At 48.5% G+C, this 13,145-nt stretch carries 13 protein-coding genes, 1 tRNA gene and 1 rRNA gene; 10 read left to right on the top strand and 5 right to left on the bottom strand.

All coding sequences use genetic code 11. The features are described from left to right. From rrf to EKM71_RS08275, 5 genes are all read left to right on the top strand, one after another. Positions 1–85, top strand: a 5S ribosomal RNA gene (gene rrf, locus EKM71_RS11340); the annotation flags it as partial. Between the two features lie 109 nt (positions 86–194). Then, positions 195–267, top strand: a tRNA-Thr gene (locus EKM71_RS08290). Positions 268–481: 214 nt separating this feature from the next. Continuing rightward, entirely contained in the window at positions 482–1,396 is a 915-nt protein-coding gene (locus EKM71_RS08285; RefSeq protein WP_125574140.1) for a C39 family peptidase, read from the top strand. Between the two features lie 19 nt (positions 1,397–1,415). Then, positions 1,416–2,285, top strand: a complete 870-nt coding sequence (locus tag EKM71_RS08280) for a C39 family peptidase (protein ID WP_125574139.1) — start codon at positions 1,416–1,418, stop codon at positions 2,283–2,285. Positions 2,286–2,571: 286 nt separating this feature from the next. Further along, positions 2,572–2,721, top strand: coding sequence for an LPXTG cell wall anchor domain-containing protein (locus EKM71_RS08275; protein ID WP_164504764.1), 150 nt, complete (start codon positions 2,572–2,574; stop codon positions 2,719–2,721). 58 nt (positions 2,722–2,779) lie between these two features. Here the strand turns inward: EKM71_RS08275 and EKM71_RS08270 are convergent, their stop codons facing one another. Continuing rightward, on the bottom strand, positions 2,780–3,418 hold the full coding sequence (locus EKM71_RS08270) for a DUF421 domain-containing protein (protein ID WP_125574137.1): 639 nt from the start codon (positions 3,416–3,418) through the stop codon (positions 2,780–2,782). Between the two features lie 3 nt (positions 3,419–3,421). After that, positions 3,422–3,868 (bottom strand): DUF3290 domain-containing protein, encoded by a 447-nt coding sequence (locus EKM71_RS08265; protein ID WP_125574136.1) that lies wholly within the window; start codon positions 3,866–3,868, stop codon positions 3,422–3,424. Between the two features lie 152 nt (positions 3,869–4,020). On the opposite strand from EKM71_RS08265, the gene EKM71_RS08260 reads away from it, so the two are divergent. The 3 genes from EKM71_RS08260 (at position 4,021) to EKM71_RS08250 (ending at position 7,265) form a co-directional block, all read left to right on the top strand. Further along, positions 4,021–5,286, top strand: coding sequence for an MFS transporter (locus EKM71_RS08260; RefSeq protein WP_125574135.1), 1,266 nt, complete (start codon positions 4,021–4,023; stop codon positions 5,284–5,286). A gap of 52 nt (positions 5,287–5,338) precedes the next feature. Then, the gene (locus tag EKM71_RS08255) at positions 5,339–6,673 is read left to right on the top strand and encodes a dihydrolipoyl dehydrogenase family protein (RefSeq protein WP_125574134.1); all 1,335 of its coding nucleotides are present in this window, start codon (positions 5,339–5,341) and stop codon (positions 6,671–6,673) included. Positions 6,674–6,992: 319 nt separating this feature from the next. Continuing rightward, complete coding sequence (locus tag EKM71_RS08250) at positions 6,993–7,265, top strand: hypothetical protein (protein WP_125574133.1); 273 nt, start codon at positions 6,993–6,995, stop codon at positions 7,263–7,265. Positions 7,266–7,323: 58 nt separating this feature from the next. On the opposite strand, the gene EKM71_RS08245 is transcribed toward EKM71_RS08250, so the two are convergent. Beyond that, positions 7,324–7,599, bottom strand: a complete 276-nt coding sequence (locus tag EKM71_RS08245) for a hypothetical protein (protein ID WP_125574132.1) — start codon at positions 7,597–7,599, stop codon at positions 7,324–7,326. A 777-nt stretch (positions 7,600–8,376) separates the two neighbouring features. Between EKM71_RS08245 and EKM71_RS08240 the strand changes: the two genes are divergently transcribed. Together EKM71_RS08240 and EKM71_RS08235 are read left to right on the top strand one after the other, a co-directional pair. Continuing rightward, on the top strand, positions 8,377–9,558 hold the full coding sequence (locus tag EKM71_RS08240) for a cation:proton antiporter (RefSeq protein WP_125574131.1): 1,182 nt from the start codon (positions 8,377–8,379) through the stop codon (positions 9,556–9,558). 187 nt (positions 9,559–9,745) lie between these two features. Then, positions 9,746–10,207, top strand: coding sequence for a hypothetical protein (locus EKM71_RS08235; protein ID WP_225418022.1), 462 nt, complete (start codon positions 9,746–9,748; stop codon positions 10,205–10,207). 50 nt (positions 10,208–10,257) lie between these two features. Here the strand turns inward: EKM71_RS08235 and EKM71_RS08230 are convergent, their stop codons facing one another. Both EKM71_RS08230 and helD read right to left on the bottom strand, forming a co-directional pair. Further along, positions 10,258–10,617 (bottom strand): hypothetical protein, encoded by a 360-nt coding sequence (locus EKM71_RS08230; protein ID WP_125574130.1) that lies wholly within the window; start codon positions 10,615–10,617, stop codon positions 10,258–10,260. A gap of 159 nt (positions 10,618–10,776) precedes the next feature. Then, on the bottom strand, positions 10,777–13,083 hold the full coding sequence (helD, locus tag EKM71_RS08225; RefSeq protein ID WP_125574129.1) for an RNA polymerase recycling motor HelD: 2,307 nt from the start codon (positions 13,081–13,083) through the stop codon (positions 10,777–10,779). Positions 13,084–13,145 lie beyond the last annotated feature (62 nt).

Raw genomic sequence — 13,145 nt, 5'->3', positions numbered from 1 at the left:
TCCCATGCCGAACACGGAAGTTAAGCTTCAGCACGCTGATAGTAGTTGGGGGATCGCCCCCTGCGAGGATAGGACGTTGCCACGCGAACGAAAGAACCCTGTAAGGGTTCTTTTTTTATTGTCAAAATTCCGAAAAACAGGGATAATGAAAAGGTGACAAGTGATGCCAACAGCGTTAGCTAGTTGCCCAATATGCCGCTTTAGCTCAGAAGGTAGAGCGTTTCCATGGTAAGGAAGAGGTCGTTGGTTCAAATCCAATAAGCGGCTTATATTCATTGTTAAGGCCCCTTGCTTGCAACCAAATTGTAGGCAAGGGGCCTTTGGCCTTATAGATAGGTACTCGAGTCATTAAGGCCCTGTCATACCAGAGAAATCAGCGGTATACTCAATCTATACGGGAAATAACTTAGTGCATTAAATGAGGTCTGACGCGTCAATTGATACGCTGACCGAAAGCTAAAGACCAGGGGAGAAATAAAAGATGAGAATAACGATTAAGCTTTTAACTGTAGCCGTCTTAACACTGGGGTTAACCAGTCTGTCGGTTCCGGCCAAGGCTGAAACGGGAAACGTAACCGTTGAGTCACAAGCTAAGGTCACCAAATTTGGCCGTGTGACCGGGAACACTAAAGGGAACCTTTACAGCTTCAAAACGGACAGTCAAGGGAAATTGACCATGGCCCCGACGCATTATTTAAAAAACTATTCAAAGAGTGCCTGGATTGCTAGCAAGACGGCTTGGGTTAAGAAGGCCAATGGTAAACGTTATCGGTATGACTATGTTACCGAGACGACCAACGTGCCCAACAAGCGACACGCAGGGTGGGTGCTGCATCAGGACTTGAAGACGCCTAGCAAGGTGAACTTGAATGCGCCTTATATTAGCCAGAATGCTGTTAAGGCCTGGATGGGGTGTGAATCCGCTAGCCTGCTAGAAGGCCTCCACTACAAAGGTGTTCAGAAGTCGACAGGGTTAGTCGCCTTCATGAAGCACTTGCCACGGAGCAAGAATAATAACCCGAATAATGGGTTTGCCGGTAGCCCCTATAAGGTGACATCCGGTGTTTTCCAATCCATTTTTCCCAAACCATTAGCTAAATGGGGGAACAAGTACACCACTGTTAAGAATATTAGTGGCGCCAGTGTTGCCACATTACGGAGTCAGATTCGCCAACACAACCCTGTAGTGGTTTACGTCACTTTACACTTTGCCAAGGCTCAGTATGATCGCTATTTCTGGGGAACAGGTATCGATAATAGTCATGTGATGCTATTAGATGGCTATAAATCGGGATACTATCACGTCTCAGATCCGAACCAGGGAAAGTATTGGGTTAGTGCTAAAACGTTCAAACGAAGTTATAACTATAAGCACTTTGCTGTGGCAGTTCAGTAGTATCGAAGAGGGGTAAATCATGAGAAAATTGAGTAGGTTATTGCGATTAAGTCTTGTCATTCCAGTCGTTTTAATCGGGATCGGTGAGACTCACATGGCGGCGCAGGCAGCGACGACATATAAAATAAAGTCGGCTCGAACCGAGAAATCGCGTATGATTGTCAAAAAACAAACGAAATTGTGGGCCAAACCTTATCAAACTGGTGATAAACCCACGCGAACTGCTGGAACGGGCTTGACGGGTAAGCTAATGCAGGTTGACCAAACAGCGAGAGCTGGGAAGCGAACTTACTTGCGAATTAGTCGTCGAGGCCACAACTATGGCTGGGTAAATGCGACTAAATTGAAAACACCTAAGACGGTGGTCTTACCTTATACTTATACCAGTCAGTTATACCCACTCTATGCACCGAATGCCTGTGAGGCGGCTAGTTTGAAGATGGCGTTGTCAGTTAAAGGGCTTGCAACCAAGAAGAGTCTCAAGACCATCATCAAGCGGATGCCTAAGGCCAAGACTCCCAAAAAGGGTTTCGTCGGGAATCCTTACACCGATAGCAAGCCTGGTGAGGTTCGGACGATTTATCCGGCACCACTGGCCAAATATGCGCGAACCTATGGTGCAGATGCCGCGAATATCACTGGCGCTTCAAAGTCCAAGTTGATTCGTGAAGTGACACGCGGCAATGCCGTTGTCTTTGCGGGTTCCTGGCACATGGGGAACGGTCACAATTATCATGTGTTGGCGTTGGTAGGATACAGGCGTGGCGCCTTTCGGGTGGCTGATCCATACATGCAGAAACAGTGGCCAAACAAGGTTTTCTGGGTAAAGACGCAGACATTTATGTCAGTCTATCACAGCCGCCATTCACGAGCGGTCGTGGTGCGTTAGAAGCTGAGCGTCGTGATTAGAAACGAAAGGAAGCACCGCCTGAAGGCGTGGCTTCCTTTTTTGAATGGTTAGCCCAATTTGCCTTGGATTTCGTGGGAAGACCTGTTAGCATAAAGGTCGCTGATCAAAAGTGATCGGCAATGGTCATTGATTAAGGACTAATTGACTAGGGACAGAAACGAGAGGTCATGTCTACCGATCCCACGATTTGCAGGTCTTGCAATGATAGTGTCGACTTTGGGGAGTTGAACGGTGTGGGAAGGTTGCCATGAAAGGAGTTGGGGAGATGCATCTGTTACCAACGCCCGCGCTGTGGCCGAATGCTGTCATGGCGATTTGGGGCAGTGATGTCAATCAAACGGAACTTATTTGGTTAGGTGGGACTTTGATTGGCGCGATCGGCCTGAGTTGGGCATTGCGTCGGCGCAAACGTTAGACTAAGACGCATCTAAAAAGCGGTGTTGACGATTATCGTCAACACCGCTTTTTATCAGTTACCGGCCATCATAGCGTGTGATTTCAAATTGATGGTTCTCGTATTTTGCCATGTAAACGTCGCGGACGTTAGCTACACCGTGTTGTTTCAATTGTTCCAGTAGCCAGTGTTCATCATGATTCATGAGCTCCAGGACGTCTTGGTCAATCTGGCCATCTACGATGATGGGGTAGCGAATTGACCCATCTCCCTGCCGGAGAATTGTTAGGCTCCCATTCTGTTCGACGATAGCTCGTTTGACCTCATCAATCTGATAAACACCGGCTGTTCGAAGTTTGAAGTCGATTTCTTTAGCCGAGAGGTTCGCCTTCAAACAGTTGTGAACCAGTAACTTTCCATTACGAATCACTGTGATGGGGCCACCATCAATGAACTTGCCGACGGCTTGAACGTGAATCTTAAGGTAACGAGTGACTAAGATCAGGAGTGACCAAATCAAGAGGACAATGATGAACTGAAGCAAGGTAACGGCGGAATTATAGATGACACCACCAACAATCCCCCCAAGGACGTAGTTTTGGACTTGGTCGATGGCCGAGGTGGGGGCTAGGTTACCTTTTCCAGAGAAGTTAATTAATAGTGTCATAAAAATGAAACCAACAACTAATTTTATAAAAACATCCGAATAAACAAACATGGGTTACTCCTTTACCAACGTAATCTTGGGTTGTTCTAACGTGATCTTTTCCAGGACAAAGGCCGATCCATCACTGTTATAGTTCAGCCGATAGTAACCATCTGGGGCTTTCACCAGAAGGTTATCCCCGGTTGAGGTAGCGTTAATACTCAGCCGAGACGGCTTGACCTTGAGAATCGTGGATGCCTGCTGAACGGTTGCCGTGATCTGGCCGGTTTGTTGACTTGCGGATCGAAGCGAAAGCAAACTGTTGATTTGAAGCCCCAGTACTAGCAATAATAGGGTCCCAGTGATAATGCTCAGATCTTTATATTTTACGTTCCATTGGTTCCGTAAATAGTGGACGAAGAGGCCAATAAAGATGACAAGAAGCGCAATTAATAGGGCAATTCGGGCATACTGCCAAGTATTATGATGGGTCGTGAGATAACCGTAAGTATAAAAAGTCATCATGGTTCCCCCTAAAATAATTTCTGCAATATATTTTATCACGAATAAGGGAAAACTGGCAGAAAATGGGAAATGAGATAAATCACATCATTTTATAATTAAAAGCTCATTTAGAGGTATACTGGTAATCAAATTGGAAAGAAGGGGTTCCCGTGGAAATTACCGATCGTCAATCCGTCATTCAAATCATTCGGGCAGCCAGTAGCGACATTCTGAGCACACTAGGCGGTGACACTTTCAGCTTCACATTGGGACTGATGTTGCTCCATCAGACGCACTCAGCCATTAGTTTTGGTCTGGGCGCTATTATTTATCCCTTAATTGGGCTCCTATTAGTTGTTCCCGTAGGAAACCTGGTGGATACCCACCACCATAAAAAGCTGATCCTGACGAGCAAAGGTGTGGGGATTTTATCCTTAGTGATGTATGCCTTTCTGGTGCCCTATGTCCATTTTCCGATGGCCTTAGCGGTTGGGCTACTTATTATCCAAGCTTGTTGTGACAAAGTGACAAATACCACCTACACGGCGGCAATCCACGAGTTGGTTAATAATAAACATGTGAAGACCCTGGCTACCATTGAACAGGCTGCGACGGCGGGAATTCAATTACTCTCGCCAGTTTTGGCGGCCGCACTCTATGCCTGGTTGGGGTTTGAGGGCACGATTCGGATTCTGATTGGGACGGAAATTCTAGTATGGTTGATTTCTGCCAGCATGCATTTCTATCCCGTCCCAGTGACGGTCGAGGAGGCACCGGAGGCCACGACAAATCAGTGGCGGAAGTTTCGGCTTGGTTTGGTCTATATCAAGGACCATTTAGCCTTGCGGGCACTGGTCGTCATGGGTGTCGTATTGAACTTCTTATTTAGTGCCGTAGACGTGGGCCTGCCCTATGCCATTGTTCAGGAACGCCATATGGGTAACGCCCGCCTGAGTCTGATTATGAGTAGCTTTGCCGCCGGAATGTTGGTAGGAAATCTTCTGCTAAGTGTCCTACCATCATTTAAGCGGGTGTTGTTAGTTATCCTGCGGTTGTGTTTGGTGATAGGGACTGGAATCGGAATTCTCGGCGTTGTATTCCTCAGTACCTTAAATGGGCAACAACTCCTGATAGGCCTCTTGGTCTGGGGCTTTACCATTGGAACCGTTTTGGCTTTCATCAATACGCCGCTGTCGGTGTATCTCCAGATGACTGTCCCGACCGAGCTACTCGGCCGGGTAGGATCGACCTTTTCGACATTGCTACAACTGGCCGTGCCACTGGGAACCCTCGTCTACGGATTCTGTTTCCAGAACCTCACGGCGGGCTGGGTTTACCTACTGACCGGAATTGGCGTTCTCTTGTATACCGGTTGGCAGTTAGTCATAGACGCTCGGAATGGCAGTCTTCGCAGTCAAAATTCTCCGGAAGCGTAAGGCTGCGTGCTAAACTAAGACCATAAGCTACAGGAAGGGAAGGTTTTTGCGGATGCAAGAATTCGATATCGTTGTCATTGGTGGTGGCCCTGGTGGATTAGCTGCGGCCTATGGCCTACATGCCAAAGGGATGACTGTTGCGGTGGTGGAAAAGGATCTCTGGGGTGGGACATGTCCCAATAGAGGCTGTGATCCCAAGAAGATTCTCATGGCTGCGGTTGAGGCGCAAGCTCACAGTGAGACTTTACAAGGTCACGGTTTGAGTGGCACGCCTCAAATTGATTGGTCGGCACTGATGCGAGCCAAGCGGGCCTACACGGAAAAGATCCCGAGTGGCACCCAGGGGGGACTTAAGTCGGCAGGCATTGCGACCTTCCATGGGACGGCCAGTTTTAATACGGATGGCACGCTAACGGTTGGTGAAGACCACTTGAATGCGGCCAACTGGATTGTGGCAACCGGCCAAGAGCCAAGAATCCCGGCGATCAAGGGATCAGAATGGTTGAATACCAGTAATGAATTTCTCGATCTCGATACACTACCAGCGGATCTCACGCTGATGGGGGCCGGATTTGTTGGCGTCGAGTTAGCCGCCATTGCAAATGCTGCTGGCAGTCGTGTTCACTTGATTCATCACAGTGATCGTCCACTGCGGGCCTTTGACGCCGATCTCGTTCATGATCTGCTGGATCGTTTGGTAGCGGACGGGATCGATGTCCAATTGGACACCGACATTACAGCCGTGGCACCAGCCGACGATCAGTATGTGGTCACGACGGCTACTGGTACGAGCTGGTCGACAGGGATGGTTTTGGCGACGGCTGGTCGACGTCCCGTCGTTTCAGATCTTCATCTAGACCGGATTGATGTCGCGACCACAGCTCATGGGATCACGGTGAACGGTCAGCTCCAGACGACCAATCCTCACGTCTTTGCTTTGGGTGACGTCGTTGATCGGCCACAACCTAAGTTGACACCCGTTGCTGGTTTTGAGGGCCGATACTTGGCAGAGACGCTGACAACTTGTGATTCACCAGCCATTGTGTACCCGGCCATTCCATCGGTTGTTTATGGGAAGACGCAGTTGGCCCAATTGGGGATTAGCCCAGAAATGGCAAAGGCCCAGCCGAATCACTATCAGGTCAATGATCTGGACTTGACACATTGGTATAGTTATCAACGAATTCAAGATCCGCATGCCCGGATTAAGGTTGTCGTTGACCGTACGTCCCATAACATTGTCGGGGCCGCTATTCTGAGTACGGAGGCAGAGCAAGTTATCAACTACCTCGATCTCGTCATTAAGAACCATATGGGGTCGGCAGATATTAACCAGACAATTATGGCCTATCCAACGTTGGCATCTGATTTGGGGTATTTTAATTAAAAAGTGTCTGTTAAATTCTATTGGCAAAGTAAACCCGTCAGCGATCAAAAAAAGGTCGCTGACGGGTTTATTTTTGGGGAATCAGGTTTAGGCAATAGATAGTGATCGTGACCGGAGAAAAAGCAATGCTGGTTTACAGCGCGGCTTCAAAGGAAGTGAGAAGCTAGGGAGTTAGGCGGAAGCCATCCCCCACAGCAGGTACTTTTGGTTAAAGTCCGAACCAACCGGTTGGGGTTGCCAAGGTCCGCCATCTTACTTTCCTCGTGATACACTCATTGCAACTCAAGAACTGTGACCTGAGGAAAGGGTGGGGGAGATTATGGATGCACAGCGACACTTTGTCTACTCGATTATGACTGCGATAGCGGCAGCAATCTTGGTTTTGGCAATTCGATTATGGGGCTATGGTGTTATTATTCACGGGACGAACCTGAAGTTTTATCTGTCGATCGGTTTAGGTCTGGGACTCTTTGCCTTGTCGATGTACGCGACCACGGCGTTGGAGAAAGTCGATACTAGTTTGCGCATTGACCTCATCTTTTTATTGACTGGCGTGATCGTGGGTGGTGCCATTCTGGCATTAGCACTCTGAATTTTGGTAATGTAAAAGGCGTACGGATCGAAAGCCCGTACGCCTTTTGTAACGTTTATTAGAGTAAGACGTTGATGATGATGCCCGTGAATGCCAGCTGTAAGAATAAAGCTGAGATACCTTCGAATTCACGATAGAGCCGCTCACGTACGAAGCCAGTGAGGGTAAAGGCATCAGAAATAATGAAGATTGCCAGAAGAATACTCCATAGTAGCCGGTTGGTTCCGTCGGGTAACCCCATTAAAAGAGCAACCGCAACAAGTAAAAATGCGTAGAAATCAACCATGCCCACCTTGAGAATATCGCTAAGTGTAGGCCGTAAGAGTTTTGACAATGTATCCACTTTCCTTTTCCATAAAAAATTTGACAGTGAGCCCGAAGTAACTCTCGATTTCCTTCTCAAATTAGTTCAGGATGGTTGTCCATAACTTAAAAGTTACGCACACGTAACAACCTATACTTATATGATAAGCCCAAACTGAAATGCCGTCAAATGGGGACACTCGGCCGTTTGAAAATAGGTAAAAAGATTACCTTTTGGGGCTAAAAATCAATTATGTGGGTCACAAATCGTCCCACAAGGTAAATAAAATAAGAATCGGTCACTAGAACCGGTTCTCATGTGTGATGCCTAAAGTAAAATGTTTAACAGTAAGCCAGTGAGGGCTAACTGCAAAAGCAGTACCGAAAAGAGCTCAAAGTCATGGTAGTGTTTTCCACGCCAGAGGCCTAATATGGTGAACAAACTGGATAACGCGAATACGATGAATACACCGCACCAGATGAAATGATTGGTCTGATCTGATAAATTCAAAACTAAGGTTACCGCTGCAAATAATAACACGAAGAAATCGAGCATCCCCATCTTCAAGATCTCACTGGACGTGGGTTTTAAAATTTTCGACATCGCTGTCGCCTACCTTCCCCTGAATCGGCCATTTGATCAAATGACTATAGGTTTAGTGTAGCCATTTTCGGGGGGACGTCAAGGGGTGAACGATTATTGGAAATATGCGTCGCCTTGACTGATGAATGTGAAGTTGCGTCTTTTGTCTCCCTATAAAATAGCGTATGATGGAACTTAAATTAGAATTTAGAGAGAAGGATTGGCATGGCTTTTTTGGGAACGTTGTGTTTGATATTGGTCTTAACCACGTTGGCGGGAAACTTTGCCAACCGCTTGGGGATACCGGCCGTGATTGGGGAGCTCTTGATCGGCATTATTATTGGTCCCGCGTTGCTCAATTGGGTGCAGTTAAATAGTCTCGTTAATCTTTTTTCCGACATTGGTGTCGTCATTTTGATGTTTTTGGGCGGACTCGAAAGCAATCTCCAACTTTTGATGAAGTACCTGCGTCCGGCGATTATCGTGGCCACTCTGGGGGTGATTTTGCCGATCACAGTGATGGGCCTTGCCTCATGGTGGTGGGGCTTCACGGGGCTTGAGTCACTCTTCATTGGCGTGATCTTCTCTGCGACCTCGGTTTCGATTTCCGTGGCCGTGCTCAAAGAGTATCATGCCCTAACCACACGGGAGGGGGCTACGATTCTGGGCGCTGCCGTTGCCGATGATATCATGGGTGTTGTGTTACTTTCCTTGATGATCAGTCTGTTAGCTAGTCAGGGGATCGAGGCCGCTGGGAAGCAGCCGGCCCTAGCCGTTGTGTTATTGGAACAGGTTGCTTTCTTCGGGGGGACCTACATTTTGGTCAAATGGGTGGCCCCATATCTCATGCACTTGAGCGAACGGCTCGTCATGGCCTCAAGCGTGACGATTATGTCGATGGTCATCTGTTTAGGGATGGCTTGGTTGGCGAACCTCGTTGGCCTGAGTGGGGCTATCGGCGCTTTCTTTGCTGGGATCGCCGTGGCGCACACCCCCTATCGGGCAGTGCTGGCCGATCATGTTGAACCATTGGGAAACGCCATTTTTATTCCTGTTTTCTTCGTGAGTGTCGGGTTGAACATGACGCTCGACCATGTGGGGGAAAAGGTCGGTATTATCCTGGGTCTTACGGTGCTGGCTTGTGTCACGAAGCTCATCGGCTGTGGGTTGGGTGCCCGGTTATGTCGTTTCTCCTGGTCCAGTAGTACGGTCATCGGTACTGGCATGATTGCGCGTGGCGAAATGGGGTTGATTACCGCACAGATTGGCCATCAGGCTGGGTTGTTGGGAGATGCCAACTACTCGGTGATGATTCTGGTTATCGTCCTGGCAACCATTGTGGCGCCACTCCTGTTGAAGCAAGCGCTGAAGCTCATGTCACAAGGTACGCCGGAACAGGCGATTTAGGTCTTGTGTTTGATTTAATAGAAAAGCTGTGAAAGCGACTTGGCCCCCTTGTTTATGGAATTTTGGGGTCTGAGGTCGGGCATTAGGGCCAATCACCTTTTAGTCAAAAGAGGTCTTGCTTTTTAAGAAGGGCCCGTGTAAATTTAAAAGAGTACATGAGCAGAACGGTTTAGGGGAGGAACAGCACTTGAAAATATCACGCTTTATGATTGGATTGGCAGTTGCTGTATTCGGCATGGGGATGACCGACTACGTGACAGCACAGGCGAATACGTGGCATCAGGGAACGCCAAAAGTTTTGCGGCGGACCTGGTTTCACAATGGCAAAGGGGATAACAAGGCGTATATTACTTACACCAAGCATCGGAGTTCGGGGAATATGTTTGGCTATGACAATGCGTCGCACAAATACTATCGGTTACCGGGCTATGGTCTGAAAAGCCTGAAGTATCAGGGCCTCGGGCATCATACTTATCGGTTAACTGGGATTCAATATTCGCCTAAGGGAAGCACGGTTGCTTTTGCGGGCCAGCGGATGACCTATAAGATCCGTGTTACCGCCAAACACCTGCACTTCTCAAAGGGCTATCACGACTACGGTCGGCATGCTTCGTTTAAAACGATGAAAACGCCCAAGGGTCTGTACTAACAGTAAACAAAGAGGGAGATTGGCCGTAATGGTCAATCTCCCTTTAAAGTTTAATAATTCGATCCGTAGATCGGCCATTCCGCCCATTGATAAGGGATCGCACCGACAAAGCCTAGCCAGATCCACAGGCCAAGAATGAAAACGACACCGTAGATTGAAAATAGGATACGCTGTAAGCGTGTCAGGCCGTGCCAACCGACCCGGTAGCAGTGAATCCCATACGTGATCACGCCAATGAGGCCAACGATTCCCAGGATAAGATAAGCGAATAGGACCAAAACGTCTGGATGCATCAGGTCATTTTGAGCCATTAAGACATAGCCGTAGATCATCATTACCAGCGGTCCGCCAACGGTGATACAAGCGATTATAATGGCGATCCAAGGTCGCCATTTCGAAAAAGAATGCATACGTGTCATCCCCCTAATGACAGTGTGCACGTTGTTGTTGAGGGTGTCAATGACGGCGTGTGAGCGGGGGGAGTTGTCTTCTGGGGACACTTTTCGACAATCTAAACTAGAAGCAAAAAAAGGGGAGTGCGGCAACAACCGCACTCCCCAAAGCACAACTTAATTTTGAAATTCATGTTCAATCGTTAGATCCGACTGTGGAATCTTTTCTGAGGCAATGAGTGGTGAGACCGCCCCGATGCTGAGGAGGGTCAAGTGATGCATGGCCCGGGTGGCAATTGTATAAAGTGTTCCGGCCATTTGTTCATCAGGATAATTCTTAGCAGAGACATTGTAGGCAAGTACACTGTCAAACTCCAGGCCCTTGGCTAGGTAAATTGGCAGGACGACCAGTCCCTTTGGCAAGGAAAGGTCGCTGTCTGTCAGCAAAGTTAAGTCGAAGTCACGATGGAGCTCCTGGTAGACGTGGCGTGCTTCACTGGCACTCTTGGTTAAGATCGCTACCGTGCCGTTCGTGGCTAGTTCAGCGGTGACCTCGTGGGCCAAGGCTTTGAAAGCCGCGTCTTCATCGTAGCGAATCACGACGCGAGGCAGGTCGCCAGGCCGGTTGAAGGCTTCAATTTGATCGCCGTCAGGCAGGAGGGCCTTTGCAAAGGTTGTGATCGGATAGGTTGATCGGTAAGACCGACGCAAAGTGATTAACCGGGATCGTTTGACATTCAGGGCGGCATCTAGCTTCTTCAAGATGCTTTCTGGAGATTCAACAGCCTTGAAGAGGGCTTGTTCGCTGTCACCCAAGAGCGTCAACTTGGCCCGTGGAAAGGCGTGTTGCAGGTAGATGAGTTGAGCCATCGAATAGTCTTGCATCTCATCGACAAATAGATGTTGCATCCGGTGGTTTGCGCCTCCACCGATCAACAGATCACGAAGATAGAGTAGAGGAGCAGCGTCCGTCAATGCCAGTCGATGAAATTCGATATCGTGTTGATAGGTGGCGATAACTGTCTGCCACTCTTTGACCGTCACATTTTTCGGTAACGGGCAGTGACTCAGAAAGTCTGTATACTGGCTGTAAACGTCGAGAAAATAGCCGTTATAAATCGCATCATCTACTTGACGTAGTCGCCGGCGAACGATTTCTCTAGCGATGAAGTCAATCTCATCATCGAGCTGTTCAAACTGGCCAAGGTGTTTGGCACCTAGCAAGTTGTGGTAATCTTCATCGCTGAGCTGATCGATCTCGTCGCGAACCCAATCAGACTGTGCTTCCTTAGCGATGCGGTGCTTCAGCCGCTTCTCTAGGGCATTCTTGGTTCGGAGAAAACGATCAGCTGGGGCAGCGGCCTCTGGCAGACTGTCGTAGATGTTGCTGATTTCTTCCTTACTGAAGAAGATGCGACCATCAAAACGAATGTCGGTGAACCGCAGTGTTGCCGGTGAACGTGTCAGACAATAATCATGAATTGCGGTCATCATAGCCGCACTCTCTTGAAATGCCCGCAGATGCCGGTTGATCGGTTGGGTCTGATCATCCTCGTAGCGGTCAAATTGCGTTTGGACGGTTAGTCCTTGAAAACGCTGTGTGAGGAACTCAGCCAGGGTGACCTGGCGCATATTGCGTTCTCCTAAGCTGGGGAGAACGTCACTGATGTAGTGACTGAACAATCGATTGGGAGAGAAGAGCACGATCTGATCGGCCTCGAGGTCCTTGCGACTGTGATAGAGCAGAAAGGCAATCCGTTGTAAAATCGCAGAGGTTTTGCCGGAACCGGCAACTCCCTGGACGACCAAGAGATCACTGGTAGTGTCGCGAATAATGTCATTTTGCTCCCGTTGAATGGTGGCCACGATGTTCTGCATTGTGGCGTCGTTTTGTTCACCCAGGGCGTGCTGAAGCATCTCGTCGCCAACAGTTTCATTGGTATCGAACATATTCTCAATGTGCCCATCCTGAATCAGAAATTGCCGCTTTTTGAGCAGATCGGTGTGCTGTTCACCGGCTGGGGTGTCATAAGCCACCTGTCCAAGGACCCCATTGTAGTAAATACTAGAAATTGGGGCTCGCCAATCGTAGACCAGGAAGTTCTGGTCGTCATCGACGAATGAGGCTGTCCCGATATACAGGGATTCCGGCGTGGTTTCATCCGGATCCTGAATATCGATGCGGCCAAAGTAAGGCGATCGCTGAAGTTCTTTAAAGGTATCCAATTGGTCTTGAATGATGTTTTGATTTTCAGTTAACCGGGAGACCAAGGCCCGTTGTTGCTGCAGTTCAGCACTGGTTTCGATTCGGTCATCGACTTCAAACCAGTTAACTGACGTATTTTCACTGTAGTTTTTCAGCACGTTGCGAAGTTCTTGGTGAGCCGCCGTATAGTCGGCTTCGGTCTTGTTGATGCGTGCGCCAATGCGACCCACAACGTGATCGACTCGCCGCTGTTCTTGTGATTCCTCGCTGGTGGTCAAACTGACCGCCTCCTTTGACTAGGCTAAATTGCTTTACAAGTTTAGTCATTTTGAGGGGGAAT

This window comes from Levilactobacillus huananensis, from assembly GCF_003946145.1.
Lineage (GTDB): Bacteria > Bacillota > Bacilli > Lactobacillales > Lactobacillaceae > Levilactobacillus > Levilactobacillus huananensis.
Note: the sequence above shows the minus strand (reverse complement) of the source record. Positions and strands in the feature narration are given on the sequence as shown.